Origin of the sequence: Prevotella heparinolytica, assembly GCF_004342845.1 — a bacterium.
In the GTDB taxonomy this organism is placed as follows: domain Bacteria; phylum Bacteroidota; class Bacteroidia; order Bacteroidales; family Bacteroidaceae; genus Bacteroides; species Bacteroides heparinolyticus.
On sequence record NZ_SLXB01000017.1, the window covers coordinates 65,469 to 90,678 of the forward strand.

General features: G+C 44.4%; 20 protein-coding genes. 2 read left to right on the plus strand and 18 right to left on the minus strand.

Annotated features, from left to right (window positions below; all coding sequences use genetic code 11):
• The first annotated feature begins 7 nt into the window (after positions 1-7).
• Positions 8-394, plus strand: coding sequence for a rhodanese-like domain-containing protein (locus EV202_RS09480; protein WP_131926903.1), 387 nt, complete (start codon positions 8-10; stop codon positions 392-394).
• A gap of 281 nt (positions 395-675) precedes the next feature.
• On the opposite strand, the gene EV202_RS09485 is transcribed toward EV202_RS09480, so the two are convergent.
• The 11 genes from EV202_RS09485 to EV202_RS09535 all read right to left on the minus strand — a co-directional run bounded on the left by EV202_RS09485 (position 676) and on the right by EV202_RS09535 (position 11,899).
• On the minus strand, positions 676-1,629 hold the full coding sequence (locus EV202_RS09485; protein WP_131926904.1) for an N-acetylornithine carbamoyltransferase: 954 nt from the start codon (positions 1,627-1,629) through the stop codon (positions 676-678).
• 25 nt (positions 1,630-1,654) lie between these two features.
• Positions 1,655-2,902, minus strand: a complete 1,248-nt coding sequence (locus tag EV202_RS09490) for a glutamate-5-semialdehyde dehydrogenase (RefSeq protein WP_131926905.1) — start codon at positions 2,900-2,902, stop codon at positions 1,655-1,657.
• A gap of 22 nt (positions 2,903-2,924) precedes the next feature.
• The gene (gene proB, locus EV202_RS09495) at positions 2,925-4,025 is read right to left on the minus strand and encodes a glutamate 5-kinase (RefSeq protein ID WP_131926906.1); all 1,101 of its coding nucleotides are present in this window, start codon (positions 4,023-4,025) and stop codon (positions 2,925-2,927) included.
• A complete protein-coding gene (locus EV202_RS09500; protein ID WP_106069354.1) occupies positions 4,015-4,254 on the minus strand; it encodes a DUF2007-related protein in 240 nt (79 codons plus the stop codon). The genes proB and EV202_RS09500 overlap by 11 nt, the downstream gene beginning before the upstream one ends.
• 74 nt (positions 4,255-4,328) lie before the next feature.
• Positions 4,329-5,168: a glutamate racemase gene (murI, locus tag EV202_RS09505; RefSeq protein WP_131926907.1), complete on the minus strand. Its 840-nt coding sequence runs from the start codon at positions 5,166-5,168 to the stop codon at positions 4,329-4,331.
• A 109-nt stretch (positions 5,169-5,277) separates the two neighbouring features.
• Positions 5,278-5,784, minus strand: coding sequence for an OmpH family outer membrane protein (locus EV202_RS09510; protein WP_106069356.1), 507 nt, complete (start codon positions 5,782-5,784; stop codon positions 5,278-5,280).
• Between the two features lie 55 nt (positions 5,785-5,839).
• On the minus strand, positions 5,840-6,355 hold the full coding sequence (locus tag EV202_RS09515) for an OmpH family outer membrane protein (protein ID WP_106069357.1): 516 nt from the start codon (positions 6,353-6,355) through the stop codon (positions 5,840-5,842).
• Between the two features lie 43 nt (positions 6,356-6,398).
• Positions 6,399-9,038 (minus strand): outer membrane protein assembly factor BamA, encoded by a 2,640-nt coding sequence (gene bamA / locus EV202_RS09520; protein WP_131926908.1) that lies wholly within the window; start codon positions 9,036-9,038, stop codon positions 6,399-6,401.
• Between the two features lie 27 nt (positions 9,039-9,065).
• On the minus strand, positions 9,066-9,800 hold the full coding sequence (locus EV202_RS09525) for an isoprenyl transferase (protein WP_106069359.1): 735 nt from the start codon (positions 9,798-9,800) through the stop codon (positions 9,066-9,068).
• Between the two features lie 5 nt (positions 9,801-9,805).
• Positions 9,806-11,167 carry a DUF6242 domain-containing protein gene (locus tag EV202_RS09530; protein ID WP_131926909.1) on the minus strand — a complete coding sequence of 454 codons (1,362 nt, stop codon included), beginning with the start codon at positions 11,165-11,167 and terminating at the stop codon, positions 9,806-9,808.
• Positions 11,168-11,377: 210 nt separating this feature from the next.
• Complete coding sequence (locus EV202_RS09535; protein WP_131926910.1) at positions 11,378-11,899, minus strand: HU family DNA-binding protein; 522 nt, start codon at positions 11,897-11,899, stop codon at positions 11,378-11,380.
• A 541-nt stretch (positions 11,900-12,440) separates the two neighbouring features.
• Here EV202_RS09535 and EV202_RS15290 point away from each other — a divergent pair.
• Positions 12,441-13,355: a hypothetical protein gene (locus EV202_RS15290; RefSeq protein WP_234878273.1), complete on the plus strand. Its 915-nt coding sequence runs from the start codon at positions 12,441-12,443 to the stop codon at positions 13,353-13,355.
• 235 nt (positions 13,356-13,590) lie between these two features.
• Here the strand turns inward: EV202_RS15290 and EV202_RS09550 are convergent, their stop codons facing one another.
• The 7 genes from EV202_RS09550 to EV202_RS09580 all read right to left on the minus strand — a co-directional run bounded on the left by EV202_RS09550 (position 13,591) and on the right by EV202_RS09580 (position 24,335).
• Positions 13,591-14,316, minus strand: a complete 726-nt coding sequence (locus EV202_RS09550) for an Abi family protein (protein WP_317127783.1) — start codon at positions 14,314-14,316, stop codon at positions 13,591-13,593.
• Between the two features lie 1,181 nt (positions 14,317-15,497).
• The gene (locus EV202_RS09555) at positions 15,498-16,844 is read right to left on the minus strand and encodes an MFS transporter (RefSeq protein ID WP_106069367.1); all 1,347 of its coding nucleotides are present in this window, start codon (positions 16,842-16,844) and stop codon (positions 15,498-15,500) included.
• A gap of 16 nt (positions 16,845-16,860) precedes the next feature.
• The gene (locus EV202_RS09560) at positions 16,861-17,757 is read right to left on the minus strand and encodes a glycerophosphodiester phosphodiesterase family protein (RefSeq protein WP_131926912.1); all 897 of its coding nucleotides are present in this window, start codon (positions 17,755-17,757) and stop codon (positions 16,861-16,863) included.
• Positions 17,758-17,782: 25 nt separating this feature from the next.
• Positions 17,783-19,153 carry a RagB/SusD family nutrient uptake outer membrane protein gene (locus EV202_RS09565; protein WP_131926913.1) on the minus strand — a complete coding sequence of 457 codons (1,371 nt, stop codon included), beginning with the start codon at positions 19,151-19,153 and terminating at the stop codon, positions 17,783-17,785.
• A gap of 18 nt (positions 19,154-19,171) precedes the next feature.
• Positions 19,172-22,681: a SusC/RagA family TonB-linked outer membrane protein gene (locus tag EV202_RS09570; RefSeq protein ID WP_131926914.1), complete on the minus strand. Its 3,510-nt coding sequence runs from the start codon at positions 22,679-22,681 to the stop codon at positions 19,172-19,174.
• A gap of 104 nt (positions 22,682-22,785) precedes the next feature.
• A complete protein-coding gene (locus EV202_RS09575; RefSeq protein ID WP_131926915.1) occupies positions 22,786-23,790 on the minus strand; it encodes a FecR family protein in 1,005 nt (334 codons plus the stop codon).
• A complete protein-coding gene (locus EV202_RS09580; protein ID WP_106069372.1) occupies positions 23,772-24,335 on the minus strand; it encodes an RNA polymerase sigma-70 factor in 564 nt (187 codons plus the stop codon). The genes EV202_RS09575 and EV202_RS09580 overlap by 19 nt, the downstream gene beginning before the upstream one ends.
• Between the last annotated feature and the right edge of the window lie 875 nt (positions 24,336-25,210).

Sequence of the window (25,210 nt, forward strand, 5' to 3'; positions counted from 1 at the left end):
TACACCAATGAAAATTCTATTTACAAGCCTTTGCTTGTTCTTTTCCACCCTCTTCTCTTGTCAGCAAAAGGGAAACGGTTTCAAGAGTCTTTCCGTAGACGAGTTTGCCGCATTGATAGCCGACCCGGAGGTGCAACGGCTGGACGTGCGCACGGTCGTCGAATATTCCGAAGAGCATATCCCCGGCAGTATCAACATCAACGTGCTGGACAAGAATTTCGAGACAGTGACAGATTCTGTTTTGCAAAAGGATAAACCGGTCGCTCTATATTGCCGCAGCGGCAAACGCAGCAAGAAAGCCGCATCCATATTGAGTGAAAAAGGATATACCGTCTATGAGCTGAACGGAGGCTTCATGAGCTGGAAGGCGGCAGGAAAGCAGACGGAGAAGTAGAAGCTAAAAGGCAGAAAATCCTGTCGCCCGCGAAAGAAATCCGGCACTGCCCTATCTAAAGCAGGAAGAGATCAGGGAGAAATCTCCATCGCAAGGCTTGCGTTATACATCGCAGGCGCTAAGATGTATATCGCAAGGCGCAAGATGTACATCGCAAGCCTTGCGATAGAAAACACTTCCGTCAGAAGCAAATGTTTTCATGCGGGAGCCATCGACTTTCGGAAGGCATCCCGCAAACTTCGTTTCTTACTGTCGAACCCGCACAGCCCCTTATTGCGTTGTCACAGCCCCTCAATCAGTCTTTTCAGCACCACCGTGGCAGAAATCTCACGGTTGGCCGCTTGGGGGATGACGATGGATTGCGGACTCTCGATAACGTCGTCCGTCACAATCATATTCCGACGAACCGGAAGGCAGTGCATGAAGCAGGCATTGTTGGTCACAGCCATCTGCCGTTCGCTCACTGTCCAGTCACGGTCTTTGCTCAATATTTGGCCGTAGTTATCACCCGTATAGGCTGCCCAGTTCTTGGCATAGATAAAATCAGCTCCTTCAAAGGCTTTCATTTGGTCGTATTCCACGCGGGCACGGCCCACAAACGCCGGATCAAGCTCATACCCTTCGGGGTGTGTAATGACAAAATCATAGTCCGTGGCATTCATCCACTCGGCAAAAGAGTTGGGAACAGCCTGAGGCAACGGGCGCGGATGCGGTGCCCAAGTCATAACCACTTTGGGGCGGGCCGTCTTTTTATATTCCTCGATGGTGATGAGGTCGGCAAAGCTCTGCAAAGGGTGGCGCGTGGCAGCCTCCATGGAGAATACCGGCCGGCCGGAATGGCGTATGAACTGATTCAATATCATTTCATTGTAATCCTCCTCTTTGTCCTCGAAGCGGGCAAAGGAGCGCACGCCTATCACATCGCAGTAACAGCCCATCACGGGGATGGCCTCCAGCAGGTGTTCCGGTTTCTCGCCGTCCATGATGACGCCCCGTTCGGTTTCGAGCTTCCATGCGCCTTGGTTGATGTCCAACACAATGACGTTCATACCCAGATTCATGGCAGCCTTCTGCGTACTGAGGCGGGTGCGCAGGCTGGAATTGAAGAATATCATCATCAGCGTTTTGTTTCGCCCCAACTCCACATATTTGAAACGGTCTTTCTTAATCTCGAATGCTTCGTCCAATGCAGACTTCAGATTACCGATGTCTTGCACGCAAGTAAAGTTCCTCATCTCTCTCTCTTTTTATATATGATTATTAGTCTCTGATTTGTCCGTCTCCTTCGACAATCCATTTGTATGTGGTCATCTCTTCCAATCCCATCGGTCCGCGGGCATGGAGCTTCTGAGTACTGATACCGATTTCGGTGCCTAACCCGAACTGGGCACCGTCTGTGAAAGAGGTCGGTGCATTGACGTAGACGCAGGCCGCATCTACTTCGCGACAGAATCGTTCGCCATGCAGGCGGTCTTCCGTAACGATGCATTCGCTGTGTTTGGAGCTATACTTCCGGATATGCACCAAGGCATCGTGCAGGGAGTCCGCAGTCTTAACGGCCATTTTATAGTCCAGAAACTCTTTGCCATAACAACCTTCGTCGGCAGGCTGCAGCAATTCCGCGGGATATTTGCCTTGCAATGCCTTGTATGCAGGCCGGTCGGCATAAAGAGTAACATTGCTATCGCTCAAGGAGGCACAAAGTGCAGGAAGGTCGGACAGGCGGTTTGCATCAATAATCAGGCAATCCAACGCATTGCAGACACTGACACGGCGTGTTTTGGCATTACGGATAACAGGCGCACCTTTCCGGACATCGCCGTAACGGTCGAAAAAGGTATGGCATACGCCTGCTCCTGTTTCGATGACCGGTATGGTGGCATTTTGCCGCACATAATCAATCAGCCCGCTACTGCCGCGAGGGATAATGACGTCCACATAACCATTGGCATGCAACAGCTCGGCAGTTGCTGCACGGTCGGCAGGCAAGAGCTCCACCACGTGCCTGTCTACCTGAAAACGCCTCAACACCTCGTGTATCACACGAACAATGGCACGGTTGGAACAATCGGCATCGCTACCTCCTTTCAGGATACAGGCATTACCGCTCTTCAAGCAAAGCGAAAACACATCGAAACTGACGTTGGGACGGGCTTCGTAAATGATGCCGATTACTCCGAAAGGCACACTCACCCTTTTTATCTTCAGCCCGTTAGGACGAACATCTTCTTTCAGTATCCGTCCCAATGGCGAGGGCAGAGAAGCCACATTCCGAATATCCGAGGCAATAGCCTGCAAACGTTCTTCGGTCAGTTGCAGACGATCGTATTTAGGGTCGGCAGGATTCATGCGCTCCAAGTCCTTCCGGTTTTCACCAAGTATGAAACCGGCTTGTTCCACAGCCGCATCTGCAACGGCCGATAATATTTCATTGATATCCTTATCGCTCAAGCCCGGCAGTTTGCAGGCTGCCTCTTGCACAGCGACAAAGGTTCTGTTTAAGTCCATATTTGTAAGTGGTTTTAGCTGGTTATTCCAAATATAAATAGTCGTAATGTACGATTGGCTTCTTACCGTGCTTCCCCATAGCCTCACGTGCTTGGGCCGAATTGCAATTAGCTTTTCCCACACCTATGGGATTGCCTTCAAAGTCGATGATTCGCACAATGTCGTCCTTTTCGAACTCCCCTTGCACAGAGACGATTCCTATCGGCAGAATACTGACGGCTTTGTCGGAAGTCAGCACTTTTGTTGCACAATCATTGATGTGCAGCTCTCCTTTGGCAAAGCCTTCGCTGTGGGCAATCCATTTCTTGACGCTGGAAACCGGCTCCGGCGAAGGGATGAAACGCGTATATTCCGGTTCGTCATTTCGCGTCTTTAATTTCTCATTCCCGATAATGTCCACCAAGATGTTATCCCTCTTGCCATTGGCTATGATAACGGTGATACCCTCGTCTGCCACTTTGCGGGCTATGCTCGTTTTCGTCAGCATGCCGCCGCGTCCGAAGCCGGATTTCGTAGTCTGGATGTAAGAAGACAAATCTTCTCCTTGCCCTATCTCACGGATGACCCGCGATGTCGGATCGGCAGGCGAACCATTGTAGATACCGTTGATGTTGCTGAGAATAATCAGTGCCTGCGCATCCATCATGGAGGCTATCAATCCAGAAAGTTCATCGTTATCGGTAAACATCAACTCGCTCACGGAAACGGTATCGTTCTCATTCACAATGGGAATGACACCGTTCTCCAGCATCACGGTCATGCAATTCTTCTGGTTGAGATAATGACGGCGGGTGGAAAAGCTCTCCTTCATCGTGAGAACCTGCCCTACAGGGATGCCGTGTTCACGGAATAATTCATAATAGCGGTTGATGAGCTTGGCCTGCCCCACGGCAGAGAAAAGTTGTCGCTGGTCTACGCTGTCCAACTTTCTATTAGGATGTACCTCACTACGTCCCGAAGCCACCGCCCCGGAAGAAATAAGGATGATTTCCATACCCGCTTTATACAATTCTGCTATCTGGTCTACAAGCGCAGACATGCGCGTAATGTCGAGCGTACCGTCGCGACGTGCCAAAACATTGCTGCCTATCTTGACAGCAATTCTACTAAAGTCAATTCTCATTTCTTTTCTTCTCGTATTCGCGAACCACCTCCATTGCTGCTTCATAGTCTTTTTCGTTGACGAGAACAGAAACATCCACTGCGGTGTCCGGTAATACAACGTTTACTACCATTCCGTCTTTTGTCGCGGCTTCAATGCTGTTATTTTCCAACAAGCTTTTCACAAGTTCCGCTTCCCACGGCGAGCCGGCAAACACCTCGACTATCTTACTTTTATCTTCTTCCTTCATAACGGTATAAAATTAGAGGTTTCTGTCGCACAAATATAACAAATGTTTTTGTTATAACGCGTAGAAGCAGGAAATTATAACTCAATCCTTTCCACCTTAATCGACTCATTGAGAAAAACAGAGGCCGATTCCGTAAACTTATCTTCCGATTCTGTGGTCCGATAGACACACCTTCCGCCTTTGGTACATTTCTTATCTATCTCCGGATGACGGGAAAGGTAATCTTTCAAGCTGTCCGCCACCAGTTCTCCTTGAGTAACGGTAGTGATGCCCGCCGGCATGTATTGTTGAATCTTGGGCAATAAAAGGGGAAAATGCGTACATCCTAAAATAACCGTGTCTATCAGCCGGTCTTTGGCAAGAAGTTCATTGATATATTTACGCACAAAGTAGTCCGTTCCATCTCCTTGCGCCTCGTTGTTTTCTACCAACGGCACCCATAGCGGACAGGCTTCTCCACTTACTTTAATGTCTGGAAACAGTTTGTGTACTTCCAACGGATAGGACTCGGACTTAATAGTTCCTGTCGTGGCAAGCACACCGACATGACGGCTACGAGTGATACTGCCGATACACTCTACCGTAGGACGGATTACTCCCAACACACGTCGTGTCGGGTCAAGACGGGGCAAGTCGTTCATCTGTATGCTGCGCAAAGCCTTTGCCGAAGCAGTGTTGCAAGCCAGAATAACCAGCTGGCACCCCATTCCGAAGAGTTTGACGACAGCCTGCAAAGTAAACTCATAGACAACCTCAAACGAACGAGTCCCGTAAGGAGCACGTGCGTTGTCACCCCAATAAATATAATCATATTGCGGAAGCGTCTCTCGTATTTTGCTTAAAATGGTCAGTCCGCCATATCCGGAATCAAATACACCGATAGGACCCGGTGTGGAAGGTAATATCTGTTTCATGCCGTTTCTTCACTTTCTCGCAAAGATAGCATATTTGGATATAATAAAAAATAAGCGCGAATAAAACTATCCGCGCTTGCATATCAAAAAAAGATGTTTCTCGGCATTATTATTTAATACCCAGCTGTGTCTTTACTTTAGCAGTTACATCTGTACTTTGCGCTCCTACGAACGGTATCGGAGTACGAGCCAAGTCGAAAATATAAACCACGCCTTCTGCTTTGCCCACTGCCTGAATGGCCTCGTCCAGCTTCTTATAAATAGGAGCCATAGCCTCTTGCTGTGCCTTTTGCATGGACTGATAAACTTCCTGCTGGAATTGCTCCTGACGTTGAGCCATATCCTGCAATTCCTTTTGACGTCTTTCGGCTATATTTTTGGGAAGAGAGTCGGCTTGTGCCAAAAACTCCTGATACTTCTTCTGAAATTCCTCATTGGTACGCGTCATTTCTTCCTGATACTTCTTAGACATGTTGTCCAAATCAGCCTGTGCTTTCGTAAATTCGGGCATAACGGCAATTACTTCCTGAGAATTCATGTGAGCAAATTTTGCTTGCGCCATGGCTCCCAACGGGAGAATGAACATGACAACGAATAGTGCGATTTTTTTAAGCATAATGTTTATTGTTTATTTGATTAATCATTTATTGAACGGATGCAAATGTATGAAATTAATTCGAATATCCTAACCTTGCAAGTACTTCATTGCTGATGTCGATATTAGGCGAAGCAAAAATAATGCTCGATGCAGAAGCGCGATCCAACACTACGGCATATCCTCTCTGCGTTGCAATTTCCTTGACCGCATTGTATATCTTGTCCTGAATAGGCTGCAACAAACTTTCACGTTTCTTGTTCAGTTCGCCTTCCGGCCCGAAATATTTACGACGCAAGTCGGCCGCAGATTTTTCTTTGGCTACAATTTCTTCTTCCTTCTTGCCCCTCTGCACCTCAGAGAGAGAGGCTGTCTGCGACTGATAATTCTTGTACATCGCTTTAGCTTCTTCAGCAATCTTTTCTATCTCACCTTGCCACTGCTTGGAGACTTGTTCCAGTTGTTCGTTGGCACGCTCATAAGCCGGTATATTTCCCAAAATATATTCCATGTCAATCAGAGCGAACTTCTGCGCATTAGCTGATGCACCTACGACAAACAGCATCAAAAGGATGAATAAACTCTTCTTCATAACATTACGTTTTTAAAAATTGTCATTTATAATTGTTCATCGCTTAGAATTCCTGTCCCAAGATAAAGTGGAACTGACTGCCGCCATAATTGGAGTATCCGTTTATCTTATCGAAGCCATAAGCCCAGTCAATACCCATCATACCAATCATCGGGAGGAAGATACGTACACCCACACCGGCCGAACGCTTAAGTTCGAAAGGATTGAACTTGCTCACGTCGTGCCAAGCATTACCGGCTTCGACAAACGTCAGCGCATAGATACTTGTACTGGTTTCCAGCATCAAGGGATATCTTAATTCCAAGCCAAGACGGGTATAAGCATAACCTGCACTACCATAAGGTGTCAAAGAGCTGTTCTCATATCCGCGCAGGGCAACATTTTCCGTCGCATAGCTGGAATAGCCGGTCATACCGTCACCCCCCACATCGAATGTTTCGAAAGGAGATTTCTTGTATTTGTTGTAATGTCCCAGCAAACCGAACTCTACACGCCCCATCACTACCGGAGTGCGTTTCACTGAAATCGGGTCCATCAACGGGATATAGATCTTGGATTTGAATTTCCATTTATGATATTCAATCCATCTGTGCATGTTGTTCATATCCTCCTGACTGCCGGTGTTGTACTTGCTGTAATCCTTACCGTCCAACAAAGAATAGGGCGGTGTGATTTGGGCAGAAAGCGAGAACTCGGAACCTTGACGCGGATAAATAGGATTGTCTGTGGAGCTACGAGACAAGGTTAGGTTGATGCTCAGGTTATTGCATTTACCGTTTGTAACGGGGAAGTATTGCCAGTCGCTCAAGATATAACGCTGATAAGACAACTCGGCTGTGAACTGGAAGTAGTCGTCCGGCCACTTCAGACGCTTGCCGAACATCACTGCAAGACCGTACATCTGGATGGACTTGTCCGGATCGTAGTAATTTTCGTAGCTACTGTAATTGCCATAATTGTACATACCATAGCCATACATGCCGCTATAATAACTATTGTAATAGTTGTTCCTGTAGGCCGAGTTGTAATACTGGCTGCTGATATCCGTCTGGCGAGAGTAGAATGCCGACACAGAGAATGCGTTGGGACGCTTGCCGCCAAACCAAGGATCGTAGAACGAGATGCTGTAAGACTGATAGTATTTGGCATTGGTCTGGCCACTGATGGTCAAAGTCTGTCCATCGCCTTGCGGCAGAATACCACGGTAATTCTCGCCCGGATGCAACAGGTTGGCAAGCGAGAAGTTGGTGAACTTCAAACTCAGCTTACCAATGACACCCGTCTGTCCCCATCCGGCAGAGAACTCCACCTGGTCGTTGGCTTTAGACACAAGGTCATAACCGATATCTACCGTACCATCTTCCGGTTTAGGCTGAATATCCGGCTTGATCTGTTCGGGGTCGAAGTGTCCCATCTGCTGAATCTCACGCATAGAACGCATCAAGTCTTCACGGCTGAACAGCTCACCCGGACGGGTACGCAATTCGCGACGGACAACGTTCTCGTACAGACGGTCGTTTCCTTTGATGCTTATCTTATTAATAGTGGCCTGACGCCCTTCGAAAATACGCATCTCCAAATCAATGGAGTCGCCTACGACATTCACTTCTACCGGTTCGAGATTATAGAACAAATAACCGTTATTATAGTAAAGATTGCCGATAGCGTCATCGTCCGAAGTGGTACGTTCTTCCAACAGCTTCTGGTTATATACATCTCCTTTCTTCATGCGAAGCAGGAAATTCAACTGTTCGGAAGGATATAAGGTGTTTCCCACCCACGTCACATTTCGCAGGTAGTACTTCTGCCCTTCATCAATCTGCATGAAAATGTCTACCGTACGATCGTCATAGGCTTTGATACTGTCTTTCACAATGGCAGCATCACGATAACCCAACTCGTTGTATTTGTCGATAATCAGTTGCTTGTCCGCCTCGTAATTATCCTCGATAAACTTCTTGGTGCGGAATATATTGACCAGTTTATTCTTTTCATTGGTTTTCTTCATCACACGCTTCAGCTTTTTGGTCTTGACGGCCTTGTTGCCTACAATGGTGATTTCATGAACCTTTACCTTCTCTTTCTTGTCGATATCGATATTGACGATGACTTCGTTTTTCTTCTCCGGATCATCTCTCTGCGTAATGATTACATCGGCATTCTTGAAACCCTTGTCGTCAAAGTAACGTTTAATCAGAGTCTTGGCTCTATCCACCAAGTTCGGCGTTATCTGTCCGCCTTTTATCATGCCGATTCTGCTCTCCAAGTCTTCACGTTCCGACTTCTTCACGCCATTATAGCGAATATCGGATACGCGCGGCCGCATAGTCAGGTGGATAGTCAGCCATATACGGCTATCTTCCAACTTATCTGCCGTGATTTCCACATCGGAAAATAATCCATGACGCCAATAGCGTTTACAAGCCTGCGTAATTTCGTCGCCCGGAACGGTAATAGTCTGTCCTTTGGATAATCCGGACAATCCGATGATTACATAGTCCTCATAATTGGGAGCTCCTTCCACCTTTATATCTGCTATTTCATATTTCTTGGGCGTTCCCGAATAGAGTATAACCGGTTTCTCGGTTTCATCGGTACTATTTACGTTTTGTGCGGCAGTTGTCAATACACCGCCGAAAAGACAGATAAACGTCACGAGTATGAAGAAAATACGATAATGCATTTATGTTATGATTAAATATGTTTTGGATTAACTGATTTGTTCACTTGTTTTTCCGAACCTGCGTTCGCGTTTCTGGAAGTCGCATATAGCTTTGTAAAGTTCTTCTTCACGAAAGTCCGGCCAATAGGTTTCACAGAAATATAGTTCGGAGTATGCACACTGCCAAAGCAGGTAGTTGCTGAGCCGTATTTCGCCTCCGGTACGTATCAACAGGTCGGGATCGGGCATAAAGTTAGTGGTCAGATGGCCGGATATCAGTTCACTGTCTATTTGCTCCGGCTTCAGCTTTCCTCTTTGAGCCAGAACAGCTATTTGCCGGACAGCTTCCGTTATTTCCCATCGGGAGGAATAGCTCAACGCCAGCACCAAACACATCCCTGTGTTACGTGACGTATCCTCCACACAAGCATTGAGCCGTTGTTGTACGTTGACAGGCAGTTTCTCAATATCGCCTATCACCCGAAAACGTATATTATTCTTCATAAACGTCTCTTCCTCAATGGAGTCCAATAGGAGCGACATCAAAGCCGCTACTTCGTCCGACGGACGGTTCCAGTTTTCGGTAGAAAACGTATATAAAGTAAGGTATCCGATTCCCAGTCTGGCAGCCGTTTCCGCAATGACATGCACAGTCTCCGCACCGGCCTGATGTCCATAGCTGCGTTCGTGTCCGCGCTGCTTGGCCCACCGCCCGTTGCCGTCCATGATGATTGCCACGTGCCGAGGTATCCGGTTTAAATCGATTTCTTCTTTATATAACATCTTTTTTATTGTATTTCGAAGCCCAATCTGTTAAGACGTCCGCGCCACACCTCGTTCTTAGCACCGTTTCCGCCAAACACCACCCAAATGAAATCTCGTTTGTCGGCCGATGCCACCGTTTTGTCCCTTGTCGGTTCCACTACAACGGAGTAAGCTCCTTTACCTTTGAACTCCCGGGGTAACAAGATTTTTGATTTCGTCTTATACCATGCAAGTCCTTCGACGGAGCGATAGATAGCATCCATTTCTCCACCGAAACAATAGAACATATCGCCATAATGCATAATAACAGGGTGTGATATTCCGGGACAATAAGCATTATAGGAAGCGCCGGTCAAAGCTGCCCAACCTCGGCCATCCAATGAAAACCAAGGTGTCGTCATTTTATTATCTGCCAACGGCATGCCTGCCAGGAGTACCTTTTCCACACCGTTACCGGTTTGGGTTAAAGTTGAAATAATATTTTCAGTAGGAAATCCGAGGGGTACTTCTTCCAACGTGCTTGCTGTGCCGGCAGCAGCAACTTCCCAATTCTTCCCGTCTTTGCTGATATTAAAATATTTTTTTCCGTCTATTTCCAAGATACCGGACAAGCGATCGGAGAAGCCGCCGATGAGAGCAATCACATTGTTTCCCAATGTAGCGTTTTCTGCCCAGGCAGCCCCATCTTCGGAAATATATACTTTTTTACTCGCAGTCAGCATGTAGAGCATGCCGTTGTATTCAACAACGGATGTCAACTTTGCATCCGATGGCAAGCCGGACACATGCAGCTTGTTCCAGGCATATTTGTCAGGGGAGGTCGAAGTCTTGTATGCACCGGTAGCGGAAGTGTAAACAAACAAATTTCCTTCTAAGACGACAGCTTTTTGCTCACCCTCGTTCACCATGTCGGAGAATATGCCGCCTTTGGTTTGCATATCTGTCCATACCAAAGAGTCCGGGTCTTGCAAATGAACATTGATTTTCAGGGTATATTCACGGTTCGTAACTCCGTCGGCCGCATATACTTTGAATTTCATGCCGCCACTGTTATTCATGGCCGGCCTCAAGTCCACAGAGTCTCTTCTGACAAACAATGTGTCGGGCGAACCGGAAGTTATCCATCCGGTCACGGTCATCGTATCAATCAATATCCGGTCGATGATGGTATCCGAGCCTACCGGCAATGAATCTCTGTTGTAGATTACCCTGTTGATCTGGTCAATCGTGAATTTATAATATTTGCCATGTATGGTGTCAATACCGAAAGCATGTATCGTAGCATCAGAGCTTAATTCATAGTTGTCTTCAGACTTGAGGCACGAACTTAGCGCCACAGACACCACAAGAAAGCTCACAATTACTGATAGAAACTTTATTCTCATCTTTTTTAAAATCTGTGTTTATTTACAACCTGCAAAAATAGGAACATTTTTTTCTATATATAGCTTTGCGGGGAAGTTTTATATTAAATTATAGATAATATGACTGTTTTTCCCGATTCAAAAGCCCTGAGATATAGAAAAACAATGCCGGCAAAAGAGCTTCATACTCTTCTGCCGGCATTCTATTCAGCCCCGTTGCCGGGCCGGAAATCAGCCAAGCGGATTTTCGCCTTGATTGCCTTCGCCGCTACCCTGACCATCGGTTTCACCGCTGCCTGAGGGGGTTGTGCCAGCGGTATTACCACTTGGAGTTTTACCACTCGGGGTAGCAACCTTACCCCATTCTTCCCACACAATCTTGGTATCTACCATGCTGCGGGTAGTTACTCTGCCTCCAACGGTACGCCCTATTTCGGGAAGAAAGCGGACACGCACACTATTTATCTGCGAAGCATTCACTTCTTCAGCCGTCTTCACTCCTTTCTTGGAGGCACAAGCCGTATAATAAAAGGTTCCTACACCGTCCAGTTTCACGGTACGTCCTTGTGCCATATAGTTGCTCAACACCCGTCCCAGATTCTCTACCACCGCAAAGGTGTCACCGCGAGTCACGGTAGAAATGGCGGAGAGTTCGTTAGCCACCTCACGAGTAGTCACCGGCTTGCCCCAAGTTACGGATTGAGGATACCACAAATTGTTTACTTTCTTCAGAGTTCTTTTAAAAAATGCCATAATAATAATGTTTTAAGTAATTAATAATGTGTTTTATTTTTCTTATCTCACCCGAGAGAAGCGGAAGTTTTCATCGTGAGGCCTCAACGATTAAGGCATTCGCTTTTCTCAAATTCGATGTTGCAAAGTTAGGGCGAGATGCAAGAGAAAGCAAGAAAACGGCATCTACAATTGGCTTAGTTAAAACATTAATAATCAACACTCTCTAAAATCACTATCTCTACAAGAGAAAACAAGACATAAAACAGAAAAAAGAAGATTTTGATGACAATCTCTACAACTGAAGGAGGTAAACCTCTGATAATGAATATAGACTATTGGGGCAATCTCTACAATGTGAGAACATTCCTCTTAATTCCAGTTTCGGATATATTAGAATTTATATTGAATCAGATTTTAGGGCAATAAACGCAACTATTAACATATAGTCTATTCTTCGTTCAAAAACTTCAGTTTTCACAATTCCACATTTTTATTTATTTGCATTCAAACAGAATGTATTATAAAGAATATATATCTTTGCCCACATAAGATTAATATTATGAATAAAGTTAATATGGGCACTCAACCCATTGGCCCTGAAGAGAATGCTTTGCTAAAGAGAAACAAACAAGCTCCCGGCTTTACCACTTCAATAGTAAGAAGCAGAATCCAACTCTTAATAGAGAGGTACATTCAGTTTTTTAATTATGATCTTCAAGATTATATTCGTCATCAGCAAGTCTTAAAAATTGATGTTCCACCCGAGGTCTTGTGCTCATGGTATCCTACTCCAAATTGGAAGAAAGACATTAATAAGACGCTCAAAAACCTTATGAAAATAAAAAGGACACTTGACGCTGATAGCAATTCTGATAATATGAGCCTTGTTTCCTATGCCAATTTGGATAATCTGGGGTTGCATCTTAACGTAGCCCCCGAAGTCCTGCAGATATATATCATCACCAATGGAACGCCTTATACCTCCCTTGACTATAATCTGACAAAAAAAATCAAACATTCGTACACTTACGAAATGTATTGGGAAATGACGAAGCATGATGAACCACGAGATAATTACATTTTCTTCTTAACCCCTGATGATTTTAAGAAGAAATTTTCCGTCAACTATAACGTAACAAACATCCTTGAAAAAATAATAATTCCCACTCAAAAAGAGATAGAACAGTTTTTCCGAGAAGGATTATCCCCACGTTTCTTTACATATCAGGAGAGAAGAATAATAGTAGGGAAATGTAAAAAGATTGAAGGGTGGGAATTCACTATACACAATGAGAGCCGTTCTAAACGCCAAGGCATAGAAGCGCAAGAAGCAACTTTGAAAAAACAAGTCACATTCAGACTTGACAGCAATCTGTTGGATGCTTTAAAAAATGCAGCAAAGCGTGAGCATAGAAGCCTTAATAACTTTGTAGAAACCCATCTAATGGAAATTATGTACAAATGGCCGAATTAGGAAACCAAGGATGCCATTGCAGAAGCTCGCAATGAAAGAAAGGGAGAAGTAGAAGTATATGACAGTACGCCAGTTCGGAATAAGTCGGTAAATTAATTCATCGTGCAAAAACGGGACTGTCCTTTATTTTGTGTAAACGATAATTCGAGTCGAGATTTAGTCGAGCGCTAAATCTCAATTCTATTTACACAACTTTTTGGATGGTGTCGGCTGCGTAATAAAAACGTAGAGTTTGCTATTTTTCTCGCCAAACAGGAAGTGATTGCCAATATTTTGGGAACCCCATATCTTTAAGATCGAGCAGACAGCAATCGAATTTGAGCAATTCCTTGATATTCTTTTTGAAGTCACTTCCGGGACTGATAATATCAAGGATATACGCGATACAAGAAAGTGCAGCAAACAATTTATTTGTGCGTATTTGTCCGATTGTTGTTCTATCCATGAATGGATAAAGAGCGTTGTATGGCAATGTTACGCTAACCATAAAACGGCGATTCCAAATGCGGCTATGATGTGCGCAACAATTGCGGAGATTAGAAATAGCGTGTAGCCAGTTCTCCAATATAGCCACTTTCTTCAAACCGAATTGTTCGGTAATGTATGCTTTGCGGTTGTCTAACTTTAAGGATTGGAACAATCGACTCAATGTGGCAAACGACACTACTTCAAGTGCCATCCAACTTGGCGGCATCGGAGGATTATTGTATTTTGATTTGTAATGCTTGATAAAATCTTCGTTGCTTCGGTTTACATCAGCATCAATATGATCCATCAAATCATCGTAACCGAAACGATATAAACTTTCATCATCGTACCAATGGCTATCACCTGTGCTTTCGGCATATACCTGTACGATTTTTGTGCGTACTGCCACTTCTATTTTTTCAATAGCTTTGAAAATAAGTGAACGCAGTCTGCGGTCAAAACAATAAAGATCTATTATGTCTTTGAAGTGAATATCTTTGCGAGTAAAGTTGTGTTCAGAATCTTCACCGTTCTCTTAGAATGGATAAGTGTATGCACGAAGTCGATAGTAACTGATATTGAACAAATAAGCGAATGCCTTGCTTTCATCATCGAAAACAAGTCCCGTTGTTTTAGCCGCGCAACTTGATCGGCGATGGGCAACGGCTTCTTTGTATAATCTGTTTTATCAGTCAATTTTATCAGAAGCTACTATATAAAAACTCGAAGACCTCCCCGGGTGCGCTGTTCTACGGGAAGCGTGGGAGGTCATATCGAATGCAAAGGTAATACTTTTATTTAATTCTGCAATAGACGCGGCAAAAATATTTTCGATATTGTGAGATCCTGCTTTCAATCAGCAATTGCAAAATTTCTACAATCTTCAAATATGCAGTATGCTTAGTATAATATTGGTGATTAAATGAGCTTCATCCTGTTGCTGGATTTTATCTATATTTCTGTAACTGAAGGTCCTAGGAAAACCTAAACGCACGAATATATGGACAGCAGCCCACGCTGAAACCAGCGTAGGAAACAGCTATGCCATTCTGTGCGCTTTTGAAAATGTCCTAGGTTTTCAGTCACGAGAATATACAACGCTTCTTACAATTTTATCTCTAAAAATCTTAAAAGCACATTGCTATGCACTTTAGTCGCAAAGCTATACTTTTTCTTTCAAATAAACAATAGCTACACCTCTTTTTGTTGAATAATCTGTAATATTGCGATTTTCAGCACGATTACATGCTTTATGATTCTATGAAAAGCCTTAAACTACAACAATAGCCAAAAGAGGGATATTGTAACAAAATTTCCAAACCAATCCGTTTCTCTCAGCCAACCATCAGAATACAATCTCCTACCCCTGCCAGAACACCTTCTGGCGAGGGGATAGATCAGTATACGACTGATGCCACATCAGTATACGACAGAGGGTACATCAGTCGTATACTGATCTACCCTCTGTATAGGAGTGAGAAAAGACAACTCCGTTTTCTTTTTCAAAAGGGAAAGAATAAAGGCATATTTTGTAAAGATATTATCCTACTCCTTTATCAACACATCATCAGCAATCAGGTCAATCAGTTTGTGCAATTGCTTCATTCTTCGAGATTGGCTGATAATAATTTCATGAAGAGATCGGGTATGCGTTATAATTATTCCGCCAACGGATTACGATTTATTCCGAGCATTCCAAACAAACAAAGCCAACAATACTGACAACAAGGCAGAACCTATCCAAAACCAATTGATATAAGTAAAGTCGTAAACTTCCACTCCGTCTATCATGGATTTGTTTCCTTCTATCAACACACCACTCATCACATCCTGAAGCCCTGCACCAATATAACTGGCAATGCCGACCACTCCCAATGCAGCCCCCGAAGCATTACGAGAAGCTATATCAACGGCCATCAATCCACCGAGAAAACAAATCAGCACACCGATACCAAGACCGAACAACACCATTGCCACAGCATCCAACCCAAAATGAACTCCCGGCACAAGCAAAAAAAGGCAGAGGGCTGCAACATTCAGCAAACCGAAAATCAAGGCAGGAACATTGCGACGCCCTCCGAACAGTTTGTCAGAGATAACACCGGAAAACACGGTGCCCACAATGCCGCAAACCGAACTGATGGAGATGATGAAGCTGGCATCCAGCGTCGAGTAGCCTTTCTGCGCCTCCAAATAAAAAACGCCCCAACTGTTCACCGCATAACGGCTGATATACATGAAAGCACTGCTGAGGGCCAATATCCAGATGGCAGGATTGCGAAGCACCTCTTTTTGAGCACGGTTGAACTCCTCGCTCTGCGATGCACTCATCTCTTTCTCTTTCTTAGGCTCATTAACGGCAGGAAGCCCTTTGCTTTGCGGAGTATCGTGAAAAAAACGCCAGACAATCAAGGCACCGGCCAGTCCGACAAGTCCTGCCCCCAGAAAGCCATACCGCCAACCGAAAGCACTGACAATGGAAGCAACAACAATAAAAGTCATGGCTTCACCGATGTTATGGCTCGCACTCCAGAATCCATAGAAAGAGCCGCGCTGCTTATCCGTGAACCAACGTGACAATCCCACCACACAGGAAGCCGCACCGATTGACTGAAACCAACCGCTGATTCCCCAAAGGACAGCAAACAGGATGAATGAATTGACAAAGCCGAGGCAAAGGTTGACCAATGCCGTCACCAACAGTCCGGTGCTCATGAAGCGGTTTATATTGCTACGATCGGCCAGAAAGCCATTGGTGAACTTGCCGACAGCATAGGTAAAGAACAACACCGAACCGATGATGCCCAATTCTGTTTCAGAAAAAACACCCTCCTCCACTATCGGCTTCTTCACTACGTTCAAACTGAGACGGCAGACGTAATATATGCCATACCCCAGCGTCGCGGCAAGAAAAGTGGACCATTGCAGATGTTTCAAGCGACGTTTCTGTTCCGGCAAAGTCTCTCCATTACAAGGCCTCGCTTGCGAGACCTTGTAAAAATTGGCAATAAACTTCCACATGAGTTCTCAGCCCCCCCTATTCGTGCAGATTCTTTGCTTTCAGATATTCCAGCAGGTAAGCAGGTCTGTCCGTCTGTATTATGCGACATCCCAATGTATCAATCAGATATCCATAACCGGCATCCGGACTCTGCAAAGACATGTCATCGTCATGTCCGCCTGCCATCGTGTCCCACAAAGTATTATACCAAATAAGAGAACGGCCGCTCAAAGCTGTCGCCAGTTTCTTAGGAAGCGGATTGGTGTCTTTTACATACAGCAACTCGAAAGCAACAGGAGCCATGTCCTTAATGAACTTTTCTATTTGCTCCTCAGCCCCCGGCGCATCGAGGTCTATAATGGGCATATAGATTACATCGTTCAAATAATCGCCGAATTGCTTCTTGACTTCCTCCACTGTCTTCCGCCCTTTCATTATGATTTGCTTGGTGGTTCCCGTCTTCTGCATCAGTTCATAAATCCGGTCAAAATAAGCGTCTGCTTTATCCAGATTTATCATAATCTTACCTTTGGCGTGAAGCAAAGCCTCCTCCAAAGTAGGGACTTTGTGAATGGTACGGATATTACAGCCATTCTTTAACTTCAATTGCCGTATCTCATCAAGCGTGTTTTCTGAAACCAAGCCTTTTCCGGTAGTGGTACGATCCAATGACTTATCATGCATCAATATCAGTTCACCGTCTTTTGTCTCCATTACATCCAGCTCCACAATGTCCACACCCATCTTAATGGCGTTGTCTATCGCCTCCATTGAGTTCTCAGGGAAATTACGCCAGTCGCCACGATGAGCTACCACAAGCACCGAGCTTTGGTCGCGATTCATCAGTTTTTCACGAATCTGCGCAACGCGGTCTTGAGCTGAAAGCTGCAATACAGCAAAAAGTGCAAACAGCAATAAATATATCTTTCTCATAATTTCACGGATTTCAAAACAACTTTTATTCTATAATATATCCCTCGTTCTGCCAACCTGTTTTATCATTGACATTCTCTATTTCGGTCAAAGGAACCGGATAAAGTTGGCGATAGTTGGCAATTCCGGGAAATATGGAAGACATTTGACCTGTGCGCACAATGTCAAACCATCGGTCGCACTCTAAAGCAAGTTCCAAACGCCGCTCCTTATATACCGCCCGGCGGAAGAGTTCTTTTGTGGACAATTCGTCTAATGTCTTACCGGTAAGTCCTGCGTTTATGCGTACGGCATTCAGGGCATCCAAAGCCTCTTGTGTAGGAGTGGCGGCAAGCTCATTAGCCGCTTCGGCATACATCAACATTACTTCAGCGCAACGCAACACAGGAAAATCGGCACTGGTTTCGTTGTTTGTAGCAGGCGCATCAAATTTGCCCGGACGCTTTCCACTCCCGGTAGGAGCGACCAATGCCTTACGATTGTCCGCATTGCTTTCAAATTCCGACTGTTCCAAAGAAATGACATTGCCATTATCATTGTTGCGATAGCGATTATTCTGGTGAACAGACTCGCCAATTCCGCCCTTAAGATATTGAACGGCGAAAATGATATCCTTGCTTGTTTTCAGATTATTAGGGAAAGTTTGCGGCATAGGTACCAACATCAAATCCTTCTCTGCCTTGATGGCTACCATTACCGGGGCAAGCTCATTGACAACCCCCTGATAGTTTTTTCTATACAAGTGGACCTTTGCCAGCAACGCATGAGCAGCATACGAAGTGACACGACCTCTTTCCGCCTCTGCCCAAACAGCAGGCAAGCTCTGGGCTACGGTTAGGTCTTTGACTATCCGGTCATAAACCTCACTGACGGCAGCACGCTTATTATTACGTGCTTCTGCCACAGTCTGAGTCTTAGTGACGACGGGCACTTCACCCCACAAGCGAACCAGATTAAAATAACACAATGCACGTATAAACGAGGCTTGTCCGACTATACGAGTTCGTTGTTCTTCAGACATTGATACCTGTTCCATATTTTGAAGTACCAAGTTGCAACGATAAATCGTTTTGTAGAGCGAAAGCCAAGCGCCTGACAAATTGGAGTTTGCCGGGGTCTCAGTAAACACTTCTATCTGGTATCTGATACCGCCACTGGCACCGGAATTATCATCTTTCACATTGTCGCCACGCACTTCCATCAAAGTCATGAACGTTGCTCCATACTGACCACTGGACTGCAACTCATCATAAAGGCCTATAACGGCTCCTTCCAACCCTTTTACATCTTTATAAAACGTCTCTTCCGTAGGAAAATCAATAGGCTTCAGATCTATAAAATCATTACAGCTTGAAAGAATTATTGCTGTAAAAACCAATATTATTATTTTTTTCATATCACTGTTTTTTTAAGATTAAAACGTAAGATTAACGCCTATCGAGGTCGTTCTTGCCAATGGATACACACCGTAATCTTCTCCATTGGTCGTTGCGGCAGTGCGATTTGATACCTCCGGATTATATCCCTCATAACTTGTAAAGGTAAATGGATTTTGGACGGAACAATATATACGGGCAGACTTCAAATACACCTTCCGAAGCCAGCTTTCCGGCAACGTATAGCCCAAAGATATGTTCTTGATGCGCAGATAAGAGCCGTCTTCCACATGCCATGTAGAGGTTATTCCGTTCTGTCCTTTGCTGACACGATTGGCACGTACATTCATTCCACTACCGGGATTATCCTCCGACTTCCAGCGATTAACAGCCCCTTTGTAGTTATTCATATTTCCTTCATGGTTATAAAAATATCGCCGTGACAGGTTCAGAATCTCATTACCTTGCACTCCTTGGAAAACAATACCGAAGTCGACACCCTTCCAAGCCAGTGTAGCACCGAAACCATAAGTAAAATCGGGCATATAATTACCCACAATGGCACGATCCGTATCCGAAATATCCAATATCTTGTCTCCATTGACATCCTTAAATTTAAAATCACCCGGTTTTGTGTCAGCCAATCCATAATTGGTGGGAGAATCCTTATAGTGCAAAGCAGCATCCACCTCAGCCTGATTCTTATAAACGCCTTCTACGATAGGAAGATAATAGCTTCCGATTGCTTCACCCACGCGAGTTATAAAATAGGCATTGCTCACTGAACCGGAAGATATAATATCCGCATTGCCCGGTCCGAGTTCTTTCACTTCGTTGATATTCTTTGAGATATTGAAATAAAGACTCCAGTTGAGGTCGCCCGTCTTTTGGTTGGTTGCAATATTAAACTCCACTCCCTTATTGTTCACTTTACCGATATTTTCCAAACGAGTACTATAACCCGTCATCATTGGCACAGGCACATTCAAAAGCAAGTCATACGTGTTACTGTTATATACATCCAAGCCCAAAGTCAAGCGGTTCTTGAATAGCGATGCATCGAACCCCACATTCACCTGTGCAGTCTTTTCCCAACGCAATTCGGGATTAGGCATACTCTTGGGCGCCGCTCCCTTGACAGCCTCCGCACTGCCTCCACCCAGCACATAGCTAAGATAGGCAACTTCACCTTGCGCACCATAGTTGGGTATACGGAAATTACCTGTCAGGCCATAGCTGGCACGCAACTTCAAATCGTCGATGAAAGACAAAGACTTCATGAATTTTTCTTCAGTCATACGCCATCCAGCAGATATTGACGGAAACCATCCCCAGCGGTTGTGCTTTCCAAAACGGGAAGCACCATCTGCACGAATAGCCCCGGTAAGCATATATTTGCCTTTATAATTATACTGGAGACGGGCAAGTCCCGAAAGTAAAGCCCACTCAGAAGCCTGCGTATTACCACGGGTAACAGTACCCGCATTCAACGTCGGTACAGTATTTGTGATGAATCCATTGGCAAAGGCATAGGTGCTTTCATCTCTTTGGTATTGCATGGTCCAGCCGGCCAATGCAGAAAACGAGTGCCCACCTACTTCCTTATTATAGTTCATGGTTTGTTCAAACAGCCAGTTATACATCTTGCCAGTTCGCGCAGTTGCTTCGGGAACCGACTCCGGATTACCTTCCGTATTAGAAATTGGGATGGTGGACGGACGAAAAGTATCCCTTGAACTGCTGTATATATCCACACCGAAATTGGCACGATATTTCAACTCTGGCATAAAAGCAATCTCTCCATAAGCATTACCAAAAATACGGGATGCTTTCGTTTCATCTTTCTGCAACATAGCCAATGCTACGGGATTCCAGACTTGTGTCTGACTATTACCTTTCTTGACAGTACCATTCGGGAGTATCGTTTGCGTATTCGAACTCCAAGCGTTTTGGATGAAAGAAAAAGAACCGTCGGGATTATATACCGGGAATATAGGAGCACAGTGCAAGGCAGAAGCTATGATGCCACCGCCATTGGAATTATAAGCACCGTCCGAATTGACAGCATTTTCTATTGTCACAGATGGACTTAACGATAATCCGAACTTAAAAATACCTTCGGTTACATCAAGGTTGAAGCGTGAACTATAACGGGTAAAATCACTGTTGACAATGACACCTTCTTGTGATAAATAATCGACAGATGCATAATACCTTATCTTCTGACTGCCTCCGGAAACGGAAACAGAGTGGCTCTGCATGCCTGCCATACGGAAAATCTCATCTTGCCAATCTGTGTCAATCAGCCCCTTCTCTCCTCTCAGATATGGCAAAATCTCCATGGGAACAATTGTATTATAATCATTATTGGTGTTCTGCAGACGAGTAGCATTATCATCCGATATATTATAAGGCAAAGGACTCTTATTTTGCGCTATGAGTTTTCGATTGACCGACTCCATTTTATCCTTATACGTGTTATTACGGGCATCATTCACCAAGTCGGCATACTCATAAGCATTGAGCATATCTATCTTTTGGGAAACCGCCTGCCAACCATAAAATCCGTTATAAGAGACTGTGGCACGTCCCTCCTGTCCTTTCTTGGTAGTTATCAATACCACACCGTTTGAACCGCGCGAACCGTAAATTGCGGCTGAAGAAGCGTCTTTCAGCACCTCGATGGATTCCACGTCATTCAGATTAAACGTATTCAGTTGCTCTTGGGCAAGCGGCACACCGTCTACAACATACAACGGAGAAGTTCCTGCCGTAATGGTTCCCGTTCCACGTACTTTAATCTGCAAAGAAGACCCCGGAGCACCCGTCGCCTGCGATACTTGCACTCCCGGCATCCTGCCTACCATAGCTTCTGCCATAGAGGCCACCGGTTGTCCTTTCATGTCGCTGGCACGAAGACTGGCAATAGCCGTCGTTACATCGCGCTTCTTCTGTACTCCATAACCCACAACTACCACTTCTTCCAGCAACTCGCTGTCCTCTTTCAACGTAACCTTTGCCAAAGCCTTGTTATCAGCTCTCAGCTCCACCGTCTGATAGCCGATATATGAGATGGAAATGACAGCATCTTCCGGAACGTCAGTCAACGTATAGTTTCCATCCATATCGGTAATCAAGCCATTGGTGGTACCTTTCACAAGTACACTGGCTCCAATCACCGGCTCTCCATTTTGATCAATGACAGTGCCGGAAATATTCTTTTTCTTACCGCTTTGTTTGGTAGCATCTGGAGAGGCCTTTGCTTTCAGGTAGATTTTTGTCTCGCCAATCTCAAAATCCACATTCATGTCTGCAAGCAATCGGTGAAGTAGTTTGGAAAGTTCTTCTTTATCCGCCTGAATGGAAACAATCTTTTCGGGATTTACCGTAGGCCTGCTATAGGCCACTGTGAGCCCGGTTTGTTGCGTAATAGTATCAAAAACCTTCTCCAACTTCACTTGCCGGAGATTCATTGACACCTCTTGGGCTGAAACTGCAAAGCAAACAGCAAAGCAGAAAAGCAGCACAAATAAATTTCTGTGTTTCATAACTTTTTCTTTTAGATTAACACTTAGTATAAAATCACTTTATACAGAATAGACACACAGAACTTAAAAACGGGTGAGACAAAAAGAGACTTTTTTTGAGCTTTTTATTTGGAGGTGACTATTACTTCTTTCTTTATCTCATTATATCTAAATTGAAGCGGTGCAATTTTCTCCAAATCCCGTAGAATTCTTTCAAGAGGAATATTTTCTGATGTAAGGGTGAAATATACGCTCCAAGCATTCTTGCTCTCTATCTTAAAATCGACGTCATACCAACGGCTCAACACGCTGACAACTTCGGTCAACGAGGCGTTTTTGAAAGCGATCACATTCGCTTTCCACAGGGAAGCTATGTTATCAACATTCCGAGAAATTGCGCAGTGTTTGCTTCCGCGATTGTAGACCAGTCGTTCACCGGGTTGCAATGGATATTCCTTGTCCGAAGTAAGAGCCAATTTAATACGTCCTTCATCAAGGCACACCGTAATATTCTCACTTTCAGGATAAGCCTGCACATTGAACGATGTGCCCAAAACATGAAGAGCCGAGCCTTCGAGATTAACAATAAAAGGGCGGTGGGAATTTCTGGATACAACAAAATATGCTTCCCCGTCCAAATAAATCTCACGGCTGAACAATGCAAACTTTTTGGGATATTTCAGCCGAGTATCCGAATTGACATATACGCATGTTCCATCCTGAAACATCATTTGCAAGCGTTCGCCCTTTGGCACATAAACTTCCTCATAGCCGGAATTGCCGAACAAGTCTACACGCATATTTACTTGAACAAACAGCCCTGCCAGCAGAATGAATGGAATAACCACAGCCGCTACACGGAAAGAGAGTCGGCGAATCCGTCTCCGCCGGATGTTTTGACGAATACGGCCAAACATCTCCTCCGACGGAATAGCATGATCCACATAAAGTTCTTCGTAATCGGCCTTTATTTGTTCCGCATCCCGTTCCATACTACGTGACAGGTAGGCAGTGCCCTCATCAGTCGCAAACCATTTTGCAACCAATTGCGCAACTTCAGGAGTAGATGTTCCGCCCAACACCTCCTGTATCTGTTTCTCGGTAGGTTTACCTATGATTTTATTATCCATACAACCAAATAGACACTCAAACTCTTCAACAAGGTGAGATATGTAACAATTATTAGCATTTTACGCAAATAAATACGCAGTAACTTCAAAGCTTCCGAATAGTGGGTTTTAATGGTGTTGATAGAGAGTTGCAACCGATCGGCTATTTCTTGATTGCTTAATTCTTCCTGCACTTTCATCAAGCAAATATCACGTTTTTGAGGTGGAAGCATTTCCAAAGCTTTGTAGAATAAAGACATCAACTCTTTTTTCTCCAAGCTTTCCACTAAAATATCTTCATATTCGGGGGCGTCCTGTGCCATCCCATAGTTTTTGGCAACGGCATTATTTTCATTACGAATCACATTCAAAATATGGTTCCTGGTCATTGTCACCAAGTAGTTTTTCAGGCTGACCCCCACACGGAGTTCCGTGCGATATTCCCAAAAGCGAGTAAAAACATGTTGCACTGCATCTTTCGCCATTTCCGTATCCATCAAATAACGATACGACATGACGTAAAGTAGCTTATGGTATCTATGATAAATTTCTGTAAATGCAGTCATATCTCCTCGCTCCACTTTAGCAAAGAGAATTTCATCATTATCTACTATGGGAATATCAGGATAGAATTGCACGTTTCAGGTTGTTTTTCCACATCATCGTAGCGAAGATAACGCAACTTTATCAAAAGAACAAAAGATTCATAAAAAAACCGTATATCTGACAAATGAGAATTCCATCTTATAGAAAAAAAGAGAAACATACAGGCACTTAATGATACAAAGAGGTTACTACACAGAGCCAAACAGACTTTATTTCCACATGAAAATATGTTTTTAAAGAATATCCCAATAAGACCTTTCACGTCGGGCTGAAAAACCACTCCCTTTTATCCCCGGAAGCTAATTGTTTAAAATTCTCACAGCAAAAAGAGAGTTCACAACCACTGCCGGACACCCCATCTCGACACCCCCGCCAGAACACCTTCTGACGAAGGGGTATTTAAGTATAAATTAGGTAGCCTCGATATAAGACCGAGTCCGCATTGCTCGTAAAAAAGGCCTGAAAAAGATGTTCCACCACTTGTTTTTTTGTTGAGATAAATAAACTATAGTTCTCCGATAAACCTTTTTTTGAATATTATGAATTAGGGCTGCCCCCTCTTTTTTAATAAGCTTTGATTCTAAATTGCAATTACATATTAACTATTTATCAAGAGAATACGTTCCGAATAAATTCTTCCTTTCAAACATCTCGATTGCCGACTGTTCCAAAGGAGTACGCTTGATAATGGCTTTATCTTTCCAAAAAGTAGGATCATAGTTTTGATTTGCTATTTTATTTCACTACTGTCCCGTAAAAGTGGATAAATAGTTCTTTGAAATTATTGAAATATAGTCAATTACACGTTTTTTGAAATGAAACGGACTTGATTTTG

What these genes read in the sequence shown, in the direction of transcription:
- EV202_RS09480 (WP_131926903.1), top strand. Translation starts at nt 8, where the DNA reads ATGAAAATTCTATTTACAAGCCTTTGCTTGTTCTTTTCCACCCTCTTC.
- EV202_RS09485 (WP_131926904.1), bottom strand. Translation starts at nt 1,629, where the DNA reads ATGAGGAACTTTACTTGCGTGCAAGACATCGGTAATCTGAAGTCTGCA.
- EV202_RS09490 (WP_131926905.1), bottom strand. Translation starts at nt 2,902, where the DNA reads ATGGACTTAAACAGAACCTTTGTCGCTGTGCAAGAGGCAGCCTGCAAA.
- proB (WP_131926906.1), bottom strand. Translation starts at nt 4,025, where the DNA reads ATGAGAATTGACTTTAGTAGAATTGCTGTCAAGATAGGCAGCAATGTT.
- EV202_RS09500 (WP_106069354.1), bottom strand. Translation starts at nt 4,254, where the DNA reads ATGAAGGAAGAAGATAAAAGTAAGATAGTCGAGGTGTTTGCCGGCTCG.
- murI (WP_131926907.1), bottom strand. Translation starts at nt 5,168, where the DNA reads ATGAAACAGATATTACCTTCCACACCGGGTCCTATCGGTGTATTTGAT.
- EV202_RS09510 (WP_106069356.1), bottom strand. Translation starts at nt 5,784, where the DNA reads ATGCTTAAAAAAATCGCACTATTCGTTGTCATGTTCATTCTCCCGTTG.
- EV202_RS09515 (WP_106069357.1), bottom strand. Translation starts at nt 6,355, where the DNA reads ATGAAGAAGAGTTTATTCATCCTTTTGATGCTGTTTGTCGTAGGTGCA.
- bamA (WP_131926908.1), bottom strand. Translation starts at nt 9,038, where the DNA reads ATGCATTATCGTATTTTCTTCATACTCGTGACGTTTATCTGTCTTTTC.
- EV202_RS09525 (WP_106069359.1), bottom strand. Translation starts at nt 9,800, where the DNA reads ATGTTATATAAAGAAGAAATCGATTTAAACCGGATACCTCGGCACGTG.
- EV202_RS09530 (WP_131926909.1), bottom strand. Translation starts at nt 11,167, where the DNA reads ATGAGAATAAAGTTTCTATCAGTAATTGTGAGCTTTCTTGTGGTGTCT.
- EV202_RS09535 (WP_131926910.1), bottom strand. Translation starts at nt 11,899, where the DNA reads ATGGCATTTTTTAAAAGAACTCTGAAGAAAGTAAACAATTTGTGGTAT.
- EV202_RS15290 (WP_234878273.1), top strand. Translation starts at nt 12,441, where the DNA reads ATGAATAAAGTTAATATGGGCACTCAACCCATTGGCCCTGAAGAGAAT.
- EV202_RS09555 (WP_106069367.1), bottom strand. Translation starts at nt 16,844, where the DNA reads ATGTGGAAGTTTATTGCCAATTTTTACAAGGTCTCGCAAGCGAGGCCT.
- EV202_RS09560 (WP_131926912.1), bottom strand. Translation starts at nt 17,757, where the DNA reads ATGAGAAAGATATATTTATTGCTGTTTGCACTTTTTGCTGTATTGCAG.
- EV202_RS09565 (WP_131926913.1), bottom strand. Translation starts at nt 19,153, where the DNA reads ATGAAAAAAATAATAATATTGGTTTTTACAGCAATAATTCTTTCAAGC.
- EV202_RS09570 (WP_131926914.1), bottom strand. Translation starts at nt 22,681, where the DNA reads ATGAAACACAGAAATTTATTTGTGCTGCTTTTCTGCTTTGCTGTTTGC.
- EV202_RS09575 (WP_131926915.1), bottom strand. Translation starts at nt 23,790, where the DNA reads ATGGATAATAAAATCATAGGTAAACCTACCGAGAAACAGATACAGGAG.
- EV202_RS09580 (WP_106069372.1), bottom strand. Translation starts at nt 24,335, where the DNA reads ATGACTGCATTTACAGAAATTTATCATAGATACCATAAGCTACTTTAC.